Annotated in this window: 16 protein-coding genes, 1 pseudogene and 1 riboswitch; of the genes and pseudogenes, 6 read left to right on the top strand and 11 right to left on the bottom strand. The window is 39.5% G+C overall.

All coding sequences use genetic code 11. From position 1 onward, the window contains the following. Position 1: 1 nt before the first annotated feature. Both NSU02_RS07035 and NSU02_RS07030 read right to left on the bottom strand, forming a co-directional pair. Positions 2 to 1,063: an iron ABC transporter permease gene (locus NSU02_RS07035; RefSeq protein ID WP_339194959.1), complete on the bottom strand. Its 1,062-nt coding sequence runs from the start codon at positions 1,061 to 1,063 to the stop codon at positions 2 to 4. Then, positions 1,026 to 2,000, bottom strand: a complete 975-nt coding sequence (locus NSU02_RS07030) for an ABC transporter substrate-binding protein (protein WP_339195713.1) — start codon at positions 1,998 to 2,000, stop codon at positions 1,026 to 1,028. Before NSU02_RS07030 ends, NSU02_RS07035 begins: the two co-directional genes overlap by 38 nt. Before the next feature lie 103 nt (positions 2,001 to 2,103). Then, positions 2,104 to 2,283, bottom strand: a riboswitch (cobalamin riboswitch). Positions 2,284 to 2,478: 195 nt separating this feature from the next. Here NSU02_RS07030 and NSU02_RS07025 point away from each other — a divergent pair. Beyond that, entirely contained in the window at positions 2,479 to 3,924 is a 1,446-nt protein-coding gene (locus NSU02_RS07025; RefSeq protein ID WP_094245500.1) for an N-acetylmuramoyl-L-alanine amidase, read from the top strand. Positions 3,925 to 4,022: 98 nt separating this feature from the next. Here NSU02_RS07025 and NSU02_RS07020 read toward each other — a convergent pair whose 3' ends face one another. Beyond that, positions 4,023 to 4,181, bottom strand: a complete 159-nt coding sequence (locus NSU02_RS07020; RefSeq protein WP_130156947.1) for a DUF1540 domain-containing protein — start codon at positions 4,179 to 4,181, stop codon at positions 4,023 to 4,025. A gap of 741 nt (positions 4,182 to 4,922) precedes the next feature. Further along, positions 4,923 to 5,484: pseudogene (locus tag NSU02_RS07015) on the bottom strand (FAD-dependent oxidoreductase). A gap of 233 nt (positions 5,485 to 5,717) precedes the next feature. Between NSU02_RS07015 and splB the strand changes: the two are divergent. Further along, on the top strand, positions 5,718 to 6,734 hold the full coding sequence (splB, locus tag NSU02_RS07010; RefSeq protein WP_339194957.1) for a spore photoproduct lyase: 1,017 nt from the start codon (positions 5,718 to 5,720) through the stop codon (positions 6,732 to 6,734). A 139-nt stretch (positions 6,735 to 6,873) separates the two neighbouring features. Further along, the gene (locus NSU02_RS07005; protein WP_339194955.1) at positions 6,874 to 7,164 is read left to right on the top strand and encodes a DUF4183 domain-containing protein; all 291 of its coding nucleotides are present in this window, start codon (positions 6,874 to 6,876) and stop codon (positions 7,162 to 7,164) included. A 146-nt stretch (positions 7,165 to 7,310) separates the two neighbouring features. Here NSU02_RS07005 and NSU02_RS07000 read toward each other — a convergent pair whose 3' ends face one another. The 3 genes from NSU02_RS07000 to NSU02_RS06990 all read right to left on the bottom strand — a co-directional run bounded on the left by NSU02_RS07000 (position 7,311) and on the right by NSU02_RS06990 (position 10,024). Beyond that, positions 7,311 to 7,694: a DUF4183 domain-containing protein gene (locus tag NSU02_RS07000; protein WP_311067116.1), complete on the bottom strand. Its 384-nt coding sequence runs from the start codon at positions 7,692 to 7,694 to the stop codon at positions 7,311 to 7,313. Positions 7,695 to 8,574: 880 nt separating this feature from the next. Next, the gene (locus tag NSU02_RS06995) at positions 8,575 to 9,156 is read right to left on the bottom strand and encodes a cell wall hydrolase (RefSeq protein WP_063389409.1); all 582 of its coding nucleotides are present in this window, start codon (positions 9,154 to 9,156) and stop codon (positions 8,575 to 8,577) included. Between the two features lie 304 nt (positions 9,157 to 9,460). Beyond that, entirely contained in the window at positions 9,461 to 10,024 is a 564-nt protein-coding gene (locus tag NSU02_RS06990) for an FAD-dependent oxidoreductase (protein ID WP_063389410.1), read from the bottom strand. 1,000 nt (positions 10,025 to 11,024) lie between these two features. Between NSU02_RS06990 and NSU02_RS06985 the strand changes: the two genes are divergently transcribed. Beyond that, on the top strand, positions 11,025 to 12,416 hold the full coding sequence (locus NSU02_RS06985) for a polysaccharide deacetylase family protein (protein WP_063389411.1): 1,392 nt from the start codon (positions 11,025 to 11,027) through the stop codon (positions 12,414 to 12,416). A 704-nt stretch (positions 12,417 to 13,120) separates the two neighbouring features. Here the strand turns inward: NSU02_RS06985 and NSU02_RS06980 are convergent. Continuing rightward, entirely contained in the window at positions 13,121 to 13,537 is a 417-nt protein-coding gene (locus NSU02_RS06980) for a universal stress protein (protein WP_063389413.1), read from the bottom strand. 170 nt (positions 13,538 to 13,707) lie between these two features. Between NSU02_RS06980 and NSU02_RS06975 the strand changes: the two genes are divergently transcribed. After that, positions 13,708 to 14,265, top strand: coding sequence for a DUF420 domain-containing protein (locus tag NSU02_RS06975; protein ID WP_063389414.1), 558 nt, complete (start codon positions 13,708 to 13,710; stop codon positions 14,263 to 14,265). A 59-nt stretch (positions 14,266 to 14,324) separates the two neighbouring features. On the opposite strand, the gene NSU02_RS06970 is transcribed toward NSU02_RS06975, so the two are convergent. The 3 genes from NSU02_RS06970 to dat form a co-directional block, all read right to left on the bottom strand. Continuing rightward, positions 14,325 to 15,137 (bottom strand): alpha/beta fold hydrolase, encoded by an 813-nt coding sequence (locus tag NSU02_RS06970; RefSeq protein WP_066251057.1) that lies wholly within the window; start codon positions 15,135 to 15,137, stop codon positions 14,325 to 14,327. A gap of 122 nt (positions 15,138 to 15,259) precedes the next feature. Next, on the bottom strand, positions 15,260 to 16,186 hold the full coding sequence (locus NSU02_RS06965) for a dipeptidase (protein ID WP_063389416.1): 927 nt from the start codon (positions 16,184 to 16,186) through the stop codon (positions 15,260 to 15,262). 77 nt (positions 16,187 to 16,263) lie between these two features. Further along, on the bottom strand, positions 16,264 to 17,103 hold the full coding sequence (gene dat / locus NSU02_RS06960) for a D-amino-acid transaminase (protein ID WP_339194949.1): 840 nt from the start codon (positions 17,101 to 17,103) through the stop codon (positions 16,264 to 16,266). Between the two features lie 147 nt (positions 17,104 to 17,250). Between dat and NSU02_RS06955 the strand changes: the two genes are divergently transcribed. After that, positions 17,251 to 17,667 (top strand): DUF4395 domain-containing protein, encoded by a 417-nt coding sequence (locus NSU02_RS06955; protein WP_063389418.1) that lies wholly within the window; start codon positions 17,251 to 17,253, stop codon positions 17,665 to 17,667. Positions 17,668 to 17,674: the final 7 nt, after the last annotated feature.

The following is a 17,674-nucleotide window of genomic DNA, read 5'->3' as shown; positions in this document are numbered from 1 at the left end:
GTTACCCTCTTCTTTCCATTCTTTGTTTCATTAAAATAAAGGCAAAGCTGGGAGCGCCGATTAAAGCCGTGATCACACCGATCGGAAGTTCTGTCGGCGACACGATCGTTCTTGAAACGAGATCCGCCAAAATTAAAAAAGCGGCGCCAAAAATGGCGGACAGAGGGAGAAGATGGCGATAATCACTTCCCCAAAGCAGCCTGTTTACATGCGGGATGACAAGACCGACAAACCCAATCGTTCCGCTGATGGCAACGGCCGCACCGGCTAAACAAGAGGATGATGCTAAAATAAACAGCTTTCTCCTTTTTACATGGACCCCAAGCTGCTTCGCCTTTTCTTCGCCAAAGGACAGAGCGTTTAATTCTGTTCCGTTTACAAAAATCAAAATGGACCCGATTAAAAAAAACGGCAAAAGCATCAATACGTATCCCCAGCCGCGCATCGCAACGCTTCCTAACAACCAGTTGACAATTTGTCGCAATTCTTCGCCTGTCAGGGCAATCATTAATGAAATGAAAGCACTTAAAAAGGAACTTAAAATAATTCCGGTCAGCACAATCGTTTCAATCCTCATCGTTTTTTCAATGAAATTGGCGAACAAAATCACAGCCAAAATCGTTAAAAAACCCGTAAAAATGCTGACAACCGGCAAAGTGAATGAGCCGAAAAAAGGAATTTGAATGCCGAAAAAAAGAACAAGTACAGCACCTAAAGAAGAACCTGATGAAACACCGAGCGTATAAGGATCTGCCAAAGGGTTTTGCAAAAGCCCTTGATAACAAGCCCCCGCCATTGCAAGCGAGGCTCCGACAAGTCCGGCTAAAACGACACGAGGAAGTCGAATATCAAGCACAATGCTTTTCATGCTTTCATCAATGTCCGGCGCCAAACCGGTATAGAACAGTTGATTGAAAATTATTTGGAAAATATCCTTAAACGTGATGTGAAACGTTCCGATAGAAATTCCTAAAAAGACGGAAAAAATAAGAAAACAAGCGGTCGCCGTATAGGCGACCACATGTTTATTTTTTGTAGACATCCGGATAAATTGCTTTCGCAAGTTCTTCTACTCCTTCAACCAATCTTGGGCCTGGGCGGCTCACCAAGTCGGAATGCACATCGTAAACCCGTTTATTTTTCACCGCTGATACATTTTCCCATCCTTTGCGTGCCAACACCTGGTCAACAGCTTTATCGACGTAATAGCCGTATGTCGTCACAATGACGTCTGGGTTCAGTTTTACAACGGCTTCTTCCGTCATTTGCGGCCAGCCTTCTTGATCGCCCGCTGCATTTTTTGCTCCAATGATCGTTAGCATTTCATCCATAAACGTTCCTTTTCCCGTCGTATAGATTTGTGGTGCGGGATTCACTTCGACAAAAACAGACACTTTTTGATCATCCGGAATCGTTTTTCCTTTTTCTTGAATATCCGCCAGTTTCGTTTTCATCTCAGCCACAATATCTTCGGCTTTGTCACTTGTCCCTGTAATTTTGCCGATTGTTTGGATGGAGTCATACACTTTATCAAATGATTGGGCATCTTCGACTACAAAAACATTTATTCCCGCATCTTTCAGCTGCTTCAGCCCTTCCTGCGAGTTATGGGCGCTGGAAGCATGCGCTAAAACAAGATCCGGTTTTAAAGAAATAATTTTTTCAACATTAAATTCCATCCCGCCAACCTTTTCTTTGTTTTGAACATCTTCCGGATAGTTGTCATTATCACTTACACCGACAATTTGTTCACCCAACCCTAAAGCATAGGCAATTTCAGTATTGCTTGGAATTAGCGAAACAATCCGCTCCGGTTTTTCGCTTACCGTCACCTCATTTCCTAAACCGTCCTTGACCTTCACCGGAAATTGTGAAGCCGTCTCTTCCGTCTTTTGATTGCTTTTGTTTTCAGACGGCTCTGATGTATTTTGTTGGCCGCATCCAGCCGCAATTCCAAATAGAAGTAATAAGGCTAAAAATAGTGCAGATAATTTTTTCATCATTTTCCTCCTCCAATAAAAAACATCTTCTTGAATTCGATAAGAAGATGTCTGAAAACGTACATATGTATTGTTTTCAAACACCTCCCTATCCGCGTAGGGTTTTAGGTGTGCTCAAACAGGCAGGTCTCCTGGCTCATGGTCATCGCTCCCTGAACCTTCCCGTAGACACAGTGGCATTTTCAGGTTGCTCCCATTCACAGTGGCGGGACCGCGTTGGATTTTCACCAAACTTCCCTTTTAAGCGGACAAAAGTGTCCGCACCTGTTTGCTTTTGAATGAAATTGTCGACGAATGTAATTATACATCATTCAAATCCGTTCTGGTAGAAAAAATGTGAAAATGCTATGTCAAGTTTTATATTGGACTTTTTATAAGGTTTTCAATTCAACCGTGTTGATTTGAACCGATTACCGTAAAAATGAATAAAATTTTAATGGATGGGTAATTGATTTTAGGAACGAAGGAGGATCCATAAGTGACAGTCGTTCTTTTAGACCCAGGCCACGGTGGAAGTGATCCTGGTGCAACATTTAGAAGCTATGAAGAAGAAGACTTTACGCTGACTATTGCCTTAATAGCCAGAGACCATTTGCTAGAAAACTTTCAAGTAGATGTCGTGATGACACGAACGAACGATCGCACTGTCAGTTTAGAAGAAAGAACGAGTTTGGCAAACAGACTAAATGTCGATTTTTTCTGCTCCATCCATGTCAATTCAGGGGGCGGAACAGGATTTGAAAGCTATATTTACAACCGCGGTGCATCCAATAAAACGATTCAATACCGTTCCATCATTCATAATCATATTATGAGCGTAATCGGGCCAAAATATAACGTACAAGACCGCGGAAAAAAAAGCGCCAATTTTTTTGTGTTGAGAGAAACGAAAATGCCCGCGGTTCTATTGGAAACATTATTTATCGATAATCCTAACGATATCAAATTGTTAACCTCTTCTGCTTTTATAAGTGATTTTGCCGCCAGTGTGGCGGAAGGGATAGGAAAAGCCCTTAATTTAAAGAGAAAGACAAGCACAACAAAAAAGCCGTCGACAAAACCGTCGGCTCCTGCTTCAAACAACACGCTTTACAAAGTGATTGCCGGTTCCTTCAAAGAGCGTAAAAATGCAGAACAACGCGTAAAGGAACTGAAGGGAAAAAACGTGGACAGTTTTATTTCACCTGCTAATGTTAACGGCACAAGTTTTTACCGTGTTCAAGCAGGGGCTTTTCAACATTTGGAAAATGCGAAGGAGCAACTGGCAAAACTTGTGCAGCTGGGCTATAAAGATGCTTTTATTTTAACTCCCGAAGAGCAGCGAGCAAATCCGCCAAGGCAAAATCAACTAGCCAGCTTGCTGTCTACATCAGAGCCGCAAGCATCCGCTACAGAAGACATTTCTATTTTAGGAGAACCGCTTTTATCAGGAACATTGTTGGATCAGTTCGTAAAAAATACGAATCCAGATGCACCTCAACTGGGCGATTTATATATCCAATTAAGCAAACTATACGGAATACGCGGTGATATCGCTTACGCACAAGCCATTCATGAGACGAACTATTTTCGCTTCACCGGGGTTGTCGACCGCAGCCAAAACAATTTTGCCGGAATTGGAGCGACAGGCCCGAATGTCCGAGGAGCAAGCTTCTCCACACCAAGAGAAGGAGTTCTCGCTCATTTGCAGCACTTGTTTGCTTATGCGACAACAAAGCCTCTTCCAGGTGATGAGCCGCTTGTAGATCCAAGATTTCATTATGTGAAGCGCGGATCAGCTACCACTTGGAAAGAATTAAATGGAAAGTGGGCGGTTCCTGGAGATCGTTACGGAGAAATGATTTTATCGATTTACCGTTCCAACCTTCAATTCGCTGTTCAACAGCTTTCCTCCATGATTGCGGAATTAAACAAACATGTATGATCATTTTTTTAATCTATTTTCCAATAAACGTGAATAAAATTGAAAATCATTATCAATAATAAAAGAGAGCCGAAATGGAATTCGGCCCTCTCCATTATTTAGACAGTTTCCGGTTCAAATGTTTTGCAATCCGTTTCCTTTTGATCTTTGGCGGTTTTCCCCGAATGGCTGACAACATAAATGGAATCAGCTGAACATCTATTTCCATCCGCCCAATATTTGCAGTTGTTTACTTCACATAAAACGTCTTGTGCCATCGCATGTCACCTCCCAGTTATATATTTTCCTTTGGAAAGTGATTTGATACTTGTTGGTTGTGAAATGTCCATGGCAATATTTCGAACCGCAAAGACAATCGTTTTTGCATGTTTTGTTGGCTGTTTAATGAATTCATGATTATCATGTCATTGTAAGCCAAAATTCGATTTATTTTGTCGATGGACAAGCAAGGTGATCTGCTCCATACCAAAAGGTGCCTCAGAAAAAGAAAATGCAAACATTTGTAAACGCCTCAAGTCCTCCAATTGCTATGCAATTTCACTCATCCGTAACTTTCATTTAGTGATTTGGAATGACAAAAGCCGCCATTTGCGGCGGCTTTCTTTTATTTGGCAAAAATGTGATTACCGATCACTACATGTTGTTTTTGCCGGAAAACGATTCCATTTGGCAAGATCCATAAAGCTTTATTATCTTTTCGACAATCCGTCTTCTGTCCATCATGCAGCAGAAAGCTCTATTTTTCAAGAAAATCGAGGCAAAAAACAGGTTTCATCAATTTGGCAATTGTGCCGCCTCCGCTTTTGCTGCAAGCATTCGGGCTCCCTTTTCAGTACACAATTTCCTTATTTTTGCTGCTTTCTTCGCTGGTTGGCTGTTGTATCCATTTGTTTGTTCTTTTGTTGAGAAAGAAGAATCGCTTTGGTAGGTAAGTTCGCTTTTGCAATGAAATAAAAAAGGACATAGTCGCTTGATGCCTTGTCCTCATTCCTTTTTATTCATTTTTTCAAAACATCATGGTCGACGTAACGCTCGCCGTTCAGCTCACTAATAACATTGATCGCAACTTTGGCGCCGTCGCCGGCAGTGATGATCGTATGTACGCTGACACCTGCAGCTGTACCCGCAGCCCAAATTTCCGTCAACGTTTGTCTTTCCTAGTGCATCGACATCAAATATTGTTTTAATGCGGGGTTCAGTCCCGTCTTTTGTCTTTAATCCGACTTTGTCGGCCAAATCTGTCAGAACTCCTGTAGCTAATATGACGTGTTTTGTTTCATAGGATCCTTTATCCGTCTTGAATACAAGCTCTTCCGCTTGTTTTTCAATTGTCTCCACATTTTCTGCCACAATCTCCGCGCCGAATTTTTCCGCTTGTTTTTCCCTGTTTCAATTAAATCAGACCCAGAAATTTCCATAACCCATATGGTTTTCAATCCAAGCTCGTTTCGTCACGGATTTATCGTTGTCCAACACAAGCGTTTTTTTACCGGCTTTTGCCGTGAACAAAGCGGCGCTTGCACCCGCCGGACCAGCCCCGACAATGACTACATCATACATGTTGCAATTCCCCCTTTTAGGAAAACAATTGTACTTCCATCGTAAGCGCAATTAAAACGAATTGTAAAGATCTTCATCTGCCTTTTCCTTGCAAGGGGAACCGCTTTTGTAGGAATCGTCCTCTCAACATTTTATTATTTCCGCAAGCAGTTTGAAAAGAGGACGGGATAAAATCTCATGAAAATCAATAAAACGGAAGGAATATCGGCATAATAACATAGAGGTGATTGATCATGAAGCCGTTTATTCCACAACTCGTATACATTGAACCAAGAGCCCTTGAATACCCGCTTGGAGTGGAATGGAAAGAAAAATTCGAAAAAATGGGAATCGACATTCGCTATACAACTTCCCACAATCAAGTGCGTAATATCCCCGGAGAAACACCTCTCCAGAAATACCGCAATGCGAAGTCGACTTTAGTCATCGGGGTTCGAAAAACATTGAAATTTGATACGAGCAAGCCTTCTGCCGAATACGCCATTCCACTGGCAACCGGTTGCATGGGGCATTGCCATTACTGCTATTTGCAAACAACGTTAGGAAGCAAACCCTACATTCGCGTTTATGTAAATTTAGAGGAAATTTTTCAGCAAGCTAAACAGTATATAGAAGAGAGAGTTCCAGAAATAACCAGATTTGAAGCTTCGTGTACGTCTGATATCGTCGGGATAGATCATTTAACACATTCACTCAAAAAAGCGATCGAATTTATTGGAGAAACAAAGCTGGGGAGATTGCGGTTTACAACGAAATATCATTACGTAGACCATTTATTGGATGCCAAACATAACGGCAACACCCGCTTCCGATTCAGCATCAACAGCGATTGGGTCATTCGTCATCTGGAGCCGGGAACATCAAGATTGGATGAAAGAATCAGCGCCGCTTTGAAAGTCGCAAAAGCAGGATATCCTATCGGTTTTGTTGTTGCTCCGCTATATCGGCATGATGGATGGAAAGAAGGATATAGAAAATTATTCAAAAAACTGGGTGACGTAATCGAAGACGATAACTTAACATTTGAATTGATTCAACACAGATTCACGAAACCTGCCAAAAAAGTTATCGAAGCAAGGTATCCAAAAACGAAACTGGAAATGGATGAGAAAAAAAGAAAATACAAGTGGGGGCGGTATGGAATTGGCAAATATGTTTATCAAACAGAAGAGGAAAGGGAGCTGAAAGAGACGATGGAACAATATATTCACTATTATTTTCCTAACGCCATCATCGAATACTTTACGTAAAACTGTAAGGAATACAAACCTTTTCAAAATCGACGGTCAGAAATGGTTAATTCAACAAAAACATTTTCTTTTGCTAGCTCACCTTTTCTTGAACCAACATATGATAAAACAAACAGTTTACGGTAAAGGTGATACAAAAATGAAGGAAAATCACACAATCGATGTTCCCTTTTTATATGATTGGGTCCGTTCCGCCTCCCGCCTCCATATGAATGTTCGGCTTCATACGAAACGGAAACCTTTAAAAGCTGAAACATTTTACTATTATGCTTTAGCTGATGGAAAAAAGACGATCTATACGGACGCCGATCAAATCAAAGAATTTACGAATAAAGGGATCTTGGATCCAAAAGATGTATCCTATATCCGGCTTTTCATTAACGGTGTTTTACAACCGCCGAACATTTATGAAGTGAAAAAGGAATGTTAAGATTAAAATCAAGCGATGTCCCGCAAAAAGGTGTTCCTATTATTTTGGAATTTATTTCCATATATTTATAATTGAGGAAATAGGTGATGCCTGCACGGGATAAAAAAATCAGGATCCAAAAGAAGGACTTTCGGATCCTGATTTTGTTAAGCTGACACAACAGTTGTCGATTGAGGTGAATAATTGACCACTTCCAGTACAATTGGCGTGTCAGCTAAAATTGGATCTCCACCTGCAGGCACATTGATCGCAAGCGAACCGACCGTCGTTGCTCCCGGCGTATACGTACTTAGTCCGCCCATTTGAAGCACTCCGTTGACATAAACATTATAATAACTGTTGTTAGCTGCCAGTGCAGGCAATTCTGTAACAGCTGAACCATCATCTTGAAAAAAGCTGGCTGCATCAATGGTGAGCGTACTTCCCGGAGCAGTCTCTGCAGTCGTGACGTAGAAAAATCTTTGATCTTGAGGAACGACATTCGTTGTTGTGGACGCAGTGACAACCAATTTCATTAATTGCAGAGCCAATCAAACCCCTCCCTTCATACGATCTATTTCATCGTATGTAAAAATGCGGCGGAAGCTATAGACAAATACATAAATTCTATGTATAGCCGATTCCCTATTTTTAAGGGCTCCAATGGAAAATTCAAGGGCTTTTTTATTAATTGCTCTTGCTTCAGCGAATGGCAATAGTGATTATAAAGCAGCAAAATATTTCAGTTTTAGATTCGTCAAAACATTGTCACTTTTTCCGAACTTTTCTTCATATAAAATAAAACGCCAGGAGATTCTCCCGTGACAAAATCATGTCCATCAACATAGATATCCTCTCCACGTGAACGAATTCTTCTATTTGTGCCATTTTCTGCTCCCCCCTCTTGAAGTCCCCCGTGGGACTCACCACTTCCTCCTTCAAGTAAGTCCTGTCGGATTGTCTGCTTCCACACAGAAGATGAACGCCTAGTGTTTCGTTCTCCCTAATTGTTCAGTCCTTCCTCTTTCGTCTCGAGTTCGAAAGAGTACTATGACCTCTGCTGACTTCTGACTGTTCAGCTATCGATTACTCGATAGGTTACCAAGGTTACTTGGCGTGCCAGCCAGACCTCCCCGGGTAAGAGTGTAATCTTTCCTTCCATCTATCTGCTTCATGTACTCTGTATCACCTTCGGCAGAAAGCACTTCGTTTTGTTGTGCAAACTCACCCAGTGATACCTAGCCTCATATGAAGTTCGTGTTCCGAGAGACCCAAAGTTTGCCGCTCGCTTCCTTCAGATTCCGCGTCACCACGGACACCCTTGCGTTAAGCTAACTGCTACTTCTGCCTTCGCAGCTCGGGACTTTCACCCTAGATTACACATATGCCGGGCGCACCAAAAAAGAAAGCTGCCTATCTGCGGCAGCTTCCTTATTTCGCAAAGACGTGATCGCCTATCACAATTGTTGTGTTTTTAGTTCGAACCCATTGGTCGTCCGTCTTTTTCGGATTATAAAAATATAGGGAGCCTTGACCTAAACCGTGGAATGCCAAAGCTTCATTTACTGCTCTTTTGGATTCCTCACTTGCAGGCTTGTTAATCTCTCCATTTGCTACAGGAGTAAATTGGCGATCTTGATAAATAACCTCTGTAATTGTATCAGGATATAAAGGGCTGTCTACGCGATTTAATACAACAGTGGCAACCGCAACTTTTCCTTCGTATGGTTCTCCTTTTGCTTCTGCTTCTACTAATCTAGCCAATAAATCTTTTTCACTTGCTGAGATCGTTGGTGGGATCGTCAACTCTTCTCCAACATATAGTTCATCAGTTGTTTTATTGTTAACGGATTTTAGTTTTTGAACTGAAACCCCGTATTTTAGACCAATTTTCCAGAGTGTATCTCCTTCTTTCACCGAATAGGCAGCGCTTGCCTCACTTCCTTGTCCGGTGAAAACAATGGCAGCAAGAGCAATAAATGAGGAGAAGATGAATTTTTTTATTTTCTTCATAAATCCTACCTCCTTTTTTTCGCTCTCTATTACCCTAACATCTTCTAATCTAGAATTCATTAAAAAATCTTTTCATATTATTCATAAATATTCCAGCAAAGGTTCGGCGTTTACATATGTCTTTTGGAAACATTTTGCTGAATACACTGTACTTTGTTCTTTTAGAAACTCCCTGCACAAGAGATATTTTTCCATAACAATTTCCCATTGGTATAAAGTTTTACATATTTTGGACTTACACCTATATTCGAGTTTTAAATCATAAAAAAAGACAAGACAAATGAATGTCCTGTCTTTTTTGAAATTAATTTTTCAATATATCATGATCGACGTACCGTTCGCCATTCAGCTCGCTGATGACATTGATGGCCACTTTTGCACCGTCACCTGCGGTAATGATTGTATGTACACTTACGCCAGCAGCTGTACCTGCTGCCCAAATTCCGTCAATATTTGTTTTTCCATTTGAATCCACATCGAATATTGTTTTGATGCGAGGCTCTGTTCCGTCTTTTGTTTTTAATCCAATTTTCTCGGCTAAATCCGTCAATACTCCTGTCGCTAAAATGACATGCTTCGCTTCATACGAACCGCCATCGGTTTTGACGACGTGTCCATCCTGTTTTGTTTCAATTGTTTCCACTTGCTCGTTTTTTATTTCTGCTCCAAACTTTTCCGCCTGTTTTTTCCCAATATCGATTAAATCAGGACCTGTAATTTCTAAAACACCATAGTGGTTTTCGATCCATGCCCTTTTCGTCATTGATTTATCGTGATCTAAAACTAATGTTTTCTTTCCAGCCTTCGCCGTAAACAACGCAGCACTTGCCCCCGCAGGACCGGCACCAACAATAATCACATCGTACATCTTAACTCCTCCTTTGCAAAAAATGTTTATAATTTCATTGTAAGCACAATCGAAAAAAAATGTAAAGAAACTTGCTTACCAATTCTGAAAATTAAAAAATTCATATATAATCTCCCTTCTCCAGCTGAACATAAAACCTTTTGTAGGCTGGAGTTCCAAAGTAAAAACCGCTTATTCCCAACTGATCTATTTTCAGAATACAGAAAAAAAAGCTATTAAAATTCGCTATGCGGCTTCCGACACCCCAATGTGCAATGTTCCACAAAACTGCTACATAAGTTCGCCGGAGGAAGAAAAACATGAAAGTCAGTATATGACACTCCTTTGGCGATTGACATTACAAACGAAACTAAGTCGTAATCCATATTATGCAAATTCAGGTGAATTTTTTCAGCAGACTGAACCATATATTAAAGAAAGAGCGTCTAAATATATTAGTTGGAAACTTCTAGAATGGAATAAATCATCATTTACTTGAAAAAAATAGGGAAGCTTTCGTTTAGCAACAAATAATTTATTTATGAAATGAACATTACAACGGCTCTGATAGCAGCAACTCGACCATTCAACATCTTGAATATTTGATAAATATTTTACGCATTCTCTCGGCTTCTTTATTCACCGCTAGATCGTCACGAAACAGGTTGAGATAAAGGTTTCGAACGACAACTAACATTTACACTAGATCCATACCTCTTTACGAAGCTTTCAAAAAAGATTGGTGAAGCGCATATCCAAACCGAAGCAAGAATGAAATGACAAGAAGATAAAGAATCATCAAGTATATGAATCAAGCTCAAGAAAACGGACTGAAACAATATATTTATGATGATATTTCGAATTTCACAAGGATCGTAGAAATGGATGGATATAAAGGCCAATTTTAAAAAAAAATTTATTAAAAATGGAAAACGGCTTTGACATCTTTTCATCCTGATAGTACTCTATATTCGTTGACATTTTACATACGGCATTTATTTAAAGAAGGCAGTGAACATTAGTGAAATCGTTTGTATGGAAAATAAGCGGCATCGTTTTCATTTCGATCATTTTCATTTTTTTAATGTCTTTTTATTACAAAACATTAAGGGTACAGTCTGTCCCAGCAAATGGAAGCAAACAAATAGAAAAATCGCAATATGATGGAGTTGACTTAATTTCAGATATTGAGGATAAAAAAGAGTTCCATTCCGCCATACACTATCCGAGATTTCAAAGCAGCAAACTGAATGCATCCATCCAGTCTTACGTCAAAGAAGAGAAAAGACGGTTTCACGAACAAATTCAATCCCAAAAATGGCGCTTGTTTAAAGATCCGTCGAATTTTTCTCTGACTTTTCGCCTCTATCCGGTCACAGACAGCGTCTATTCTTTTGTTTTTACTTCGGAAAGCCATTCAGATGGGGAAAAAGAAAGTAAAGACTTTAAAATCTTCATAGTCGATTTGGCAGCAGAACGTTTTATAAACAGCCAAGACATTCTTGAAATCGATGAAAAAACAAAAGAAAAGCTGCATGTTCAATTGACTGACCAGTTTCTTCAATCAAAAAAATATAAAAAAAGCTTTAGCAAAAAGAAGCTTAACAAGTGGCTCAATCACCCATATAACGATTTTTCCAATATTTATTTGACAAACAAATTCATTGTTTTCAAGTTTCATAGCAATGAAGTAACAGAAGGTGCTGAAAGTCCTGAAATTTCCATTCCTTTAACGAAAGGAAAAGAGTTATTGACAGAGGAGTGGCGGAAGCGATTATGGATGGAAGAAAACAAACCAAAAAAAGCAGAACCATTGCCGAAAAAACCTCCCATCCAAAAAGACGAGCCGATCAAAAGCAAAAAAATAGTTGCTCTAACATTTGATGACGGCCCTCACCCAAAATATACAACAGAAATTTTGGATTTATTAAAATCGTATCATGCAAAAGCCACTTTTTTTGTGATTGGTCAAAGAGTTAATTTTTATCCTAATATTGTAAAAAGAATAGGTTCGGAAGGACATGAAATTTGCAACCACAGCTTTAGCCATAAAGATTTTACAACTATAAAAAAAGAGAAAATACTTGAAGAAATAAATATGACCGATCAAGAAATTTTCAAGGCATCGGGCTTAAAAGCGAATTGCGTCCGCCCTCCATATGGGGCTGTTAATCAAAAGGTCAGATCAGCTATTGAAAAGCCTATCATTCTATGGACTGTAGATACATTAGATTGGAAAACGGATGACCCAAAAAAAGTACTTAAAATCGTTCAAGCCAAGACAAAAAACGGTTCCATCATTTTAATGCACGATATTCATTCATCCACAGTAGAGGCATTGAAGCTAATCTTGCCATATTTAAAACAACAAGGTTATGAGTTTGTAACTGTATCAGAGATATCAAAAAAATGAAATCCTCGTCACATGCAGTTGGCGACCGAAATATTAAATGCATACAATGCCTATTCTTATAGTGTTGAATGCGATCCGATTCCCAAATCTATGGAAACGTTCAACAGAAATTTTGAAAGCTGAAACGTTTGATGCCTATTTTAATGAAAAAAATGATCTGTCCTGCTAAAGAAGCTTTGCAGTGGAAATGTGTGAAAAGGAAAAGGGATTTTAAAGCGATTCCCATAAAAAGATGTTCCAGTATTTTAACGTTTGCACTCATTTTTGGCCATAAAAGCAGGGATCCAAAAAGGTCAGCATTTTGGGTCCCTTTCTTTTGTCAAGTTGTAACAGCTGGTGCCGATTGATGTACACAATAGAGCAATTGATTTGCTTTTCCTTGCAGAAAGTTGATTGCTTATAAACCAGACGTCGTTGCTCTACGTTTTTCATTTAATGCACAAATACGTTTATACTGCTGTTATTCATGGGCAGTGCATGCCGCAAACCGCCTTTCTTGCCACAGCAATTGTAAAGTATTCCCAAAACAGCTTCTGCTGTAATTTAAGGCATATTGTTATTCTCTGCAGTGCCCATCCCCTCTTCATTTCATCCTATCCAGTAATGATCAAAAGCTTTGAACAATTTCTCCCTTTCACTTTATAGCAAACAAAAAAAGCCCATTTTAGCTCGTATGTAAACTAAAATGGACAAATTTCTTATTTTTATTTAATGATTAAGACTGGACAGTGAGCCTCTTGAGCTACTTTTCGGCTGACGCTTCCCAACAACGTTGCTTTCAGTGCGCCTTTTCCTGCACTCCCCATTACAATGATGGAATAGTCATGTTCTTTTGCATAATCCGTAATAATTGTTGCTGGCTCTCCTTGGAAAATATGTGTTTCATGCGGGACGTTGCTTTCAGTAAGGAATTCAATCGCTGGTTTTAAAATCGCTTCGTTCTCTTCATCAATTAATTTGGAAATATCAACAAAATAATACTGCTCTGTAAATCTTAAATTATTGACATGCAAAATCGTGATTTTTTCAGACCCAACTGTTTTGGCAAGTTTTACAGCATGCTCAAGCGCGCGTGTAGAATGGGCAGATCCATCCATAGGAACTAATATTTTTTTGTACATCCTCATCCCCTCCAAAAGAACTATTTTTTCTTTATTTCCATTTTATCAAAATTTTTCTAGAATTTAAGTAGAGATTTGTCAAAATTTCGATTTTCACCACTTTGTCACTTTTAAATCCATTTTAAAATGATAAAATATACAATGAGAAAATTTATGTTAGGAGGAAAAAAATGGACTCCATTCAAAACTATGAACAGCCTCACAACAAAAAAAATTACACCGGCATTGTTGTGACACTCTCAGTTATTATAAATGCCGTTATTTTACTGTTATTTTTCTCTCCACTCGGATATCGAGGCGAAGTCCATTTTGATTTGACGATTTTCCCAAGACTTAATGCGATTTTTAACAGCTTTACGTTCGTCTTTCTGCTCGCTGCTCTTTATGCAATTAAAAAGAAAAATATCAAAGTACACCGGAACTTTATCATCGCAGCGTTTACAACGACCACCTTATTTTGTATTTCTTATTTAACCTATCATTTTTTGCAATCTGAACCGACCCGTTATGGCGGTGAAGGATTTATGAAAACATTTTATTTATTTATTCTTACTTCCCATAGTATATTAGCAGCCGTCATTGTTCCGCTTGCATTGTTTGCCTTTTTCTGGGGAATGTCAAGACAGGTAGAAAAACACCGGAAAATTGTTCGCTGGGCGATGCCGATTTGGCTATACGTCTCATTTACTGGTGTTCTTGTATACATCTTGATTTCTCCTTATTATTAAAAAAAGAAGGTTGACCGAGCTGTCCGGTCAACCTTCTTTTTCGTTTAGAAACTCTTTCATTAAATAATCTTTTTTTTTCGATCATCGTTTAACTTTCTTTGCCGTTCAAGCCATTCTCCTGTTTGTTGAAACAATTCGGTTGAATGACAAATAGACGAAAATGTATGGTTTCCGCCGATAATGAGTGATTTTTCAACGCTGTTAGCCCTTTTTTTGAAGCTTTTTTCATACAGGCAAGCATAAGAAGGAGAAATGACTTCATCTTCTGTTCCGTGGGCAACGAATACGTCACCTGTAAACGATTTTGCCTCTTGTAAAGGAGTGTACTGTTCAAGCGAGCGGAAAAATGTTTTCGTTAAGGAATAGCCTTCATAATCAACATATTGGCTTGATTCTGCTTCTTCTAAGCCTTCCTTTCCAACTATGGCCGCTATATCTTCAAATGGCCGACCGACCGCTCCCCAAATCGCCAAATTCTTCACGCGGTCATCCCGTACAGCTGTGAGTGTCGCCACTGCTCCTCCTAAACTATGGCCAAGCAAATATAATTCATGTTTGTCGATGAAAGGAAGCTTTTCAACAAAATCGATGACATGAATCGTTTGTTCAATAAAGCGGTCGAGGCCATAAGTTCCGTAAATACCGCTGCTTTCGCCGCAGCCTTCGTAATCAAACCGCAAAACGGCAAATCCGAGCGAAGCAAAATGGTTGGCTGCTTTGACGAACAATCGGTTGACACCTATTCGGCTTCCTATAAAACCGTGACAAATAACAACAACCGGAAATTTTTCGTTTTTAGCTGGAGCGTTCGGTATATGCAATGTGGCAGCTAACGATGCCTGTTGGCTCGGAATATAGTACATTTTTTCCATAAAATTAACCACCTTTAATCGTTCGTTTTTTTTATTATAATGTTTATAATTCCGATAAGTCAAGTATGTTTTTGGGGATTTAAACCCAAAAAAAAAGCAATCTTAACAGTTTGCTTTTGCACCTATTTCGGTAAATGATTGAGAAAATTTTGATACGCAAATCCTTTCACTTCGTCCTCATTATAATATTTCAGCAGTTCATTGATCAAGTTTTGTGTTTTTGCCGCATTTTCCAATCCTATTACTTTTTGCTCAATTCCGTCAAAATCAGAGCCAAGTCCGATTTGTTTCACTCCGCCTAGCATGCAAAAATGGTCGATATGTTTGATTACATCTTTGATTGCTGCCTGATCATTAGTTGTTAAAAATTGGGGGGCGTACACGATGTGAATGGTACCGCCTTTTTGAAACATTGCCCTTGCCTGTTCATCGGTTAAATTGCGCTGATGATCACATAAGGCGCGGGCGTTTGAATGGGTCGCAATCGGATAATCCGCAAGCTCGATTACATCCCAAAACGCACGCTCGCATAAATGGGAGACATCAGTGAAAACGCGATGCTCATTGTTTGCTTTTATGATTTCCTTGCCAAATGCTGTTACACCAGCGCCTCGTTCTTCAAGTGCTCCATCAGCTGCCAGATTGGCATAATTCCATGTCAATCCAACCGATCGAACTCCCAGCTGATAAAGAAGTCGAAGTTTGTAGAGATCTCCGCCAATCGCATCAACACCTTCGAGAGTCAGCATCGCCCCAATTTCATGTTCCTCAAGCTTATAAAAATCAGACCAATCCTTTATTTGCTTCATTTCCGGATTGTTTCCAAGCACTTCTGTAAAAAACAGATCGATTTGTTCAAGCGCCGCTTGGAATTTGTATTCAGTTTTTATTTTTTGATCGATAAAAACGGCAAAGCATTGAACCTTAATTTTACCTTTGATCAATCTTTGTTTATTCGTATCCAAATACGAGGCGTTAGCAAACTTCAGCTTTCCTTTAGCATTCGCCAGCTTCATCAGCGCATCACAATGAAGATCAATAATATTCATGTTTTCCCCCTGTTTTTTATGATAAAAAAAGCCTGGCAGGAAAGATTTCTTGCAGGCTTTTACAATCAATAGGCTCGTTATTCGTTTGCGATGTTTTCTTGGAATTTTTGATAAAGTGTTGTCGCGATCTCACCCGGTTTTCCCGTGCCAATTTTTTGCCCGTCTACGGTTACGATTGGTAAAATTTCAGAAGTTGTGCTCGTAATGAAGACTTCATCGCTTTCAAGTACATCCTCTTTCGTAAACTTTTCTTCTACTAATGTTAAACCTTCTGTTTCAATGATCGATTTTACCGCCATTCTTGTAATTCCTGACAATATATGCTTTGATAGCGGCGTCGTATAAATTGTTCCGTTTTTGACGATGAATACGTTGGAGCTCGACCCTTCCGTCACATATTCATCACGGACTAAAATCGCTTCATAGCTTCCTTTTTCATGGGCGGTTTGTTTAGCTAAAATATTCGGCAATAAGTTAAGCGATTTAATATAGCAATTGGCCCACCGCTCATCGTCATGGAATATAGCAGAAACGCCGTTCTCCCGCAAATGATGGGGCAATTGCTTTGCAGGTCTTACGGTCATCGTTGTTGAAACAGAAACATCTGGAAACAAATGATTTCGAACGGCCACTCCGCGCGTAATTTGCAAATAGACGTCGCAATCTGTTAATGCTGATTTTTCAATTGCTTCTTTTATCAGCTGTTCATATTGCTCCAATGTTTGATCGAGTTTTAATTTAATCGCTTCAGCACTTGTCTGTAACCGCTCTAAATGCTCGCGCAGCATAAACGGCTTTTTGTTATAAACGCGGATCACCTCATACACTCCGTCGCCAAACTGGTGTCCTCTTTCATCAATCGGGATCACCGGTTCATTGAGGTCAACAAAGCGACCATTTACATAACCGATTGACATTTTCATATCCCCCTAATTTCCATAATATCTACCAACCATTGTAACATAATTATATGAATGGAGGTTTGATCAAAATCAAAAAAGATGCAATGCCTGCACATTTATGATATAAATATCATAAAACATATATGGAAAGGTGGGATTTCCATGGACGGCATCCCTCGTCCTCTAGTTAGAACGAATCAATGGACAATTGTTTTGTCTGTTTTGATCACTTGGATCACAAACGAGCCGCTTTTTCTTCTTATTCCGCTTATTGCTGGCTTGATTGGACTCATTTTTGGTGTCAATCCGATTATGGCGGCCGCTAAAACGTTTTTACGAAAACCACATTCGTCCTATCATTTAGAAGACAGATCTGATCAGCAATTCAATCAAATCATTGCCTGCACATGCTTGCTGCTAGCTTTTATCGGATTTTCTTTTCATATTGATGTTTTAGGATATATTTTTTCGATTTTAGTTTTTTCAGCGGCTTTCATTGCGATTTTAGGATTTTGCATCGGCTGCTTTATCCGGTTCCAATGGAAGCAGTATCAATATCGAAAAGCGAAAAATTCATAAGCTTCTC

The sequence above is a fragment of the Aeribacillus sp. FSL W8-0870 genome (assembly GCF_037963755.1).
In the GTDB taxonomy this organism is placed as follows: domain Bacteria; phylum Bacillota; class Bacilli; order Bacillales; family Aeribacillaceae; genus Aeribacillus; species Aeribacillus composti.
The sequence above is the reverse complement of the archived record's forward strand: the minus strand, read 5'-3'. Positions and strand labels throughout refer to the sequence as shown.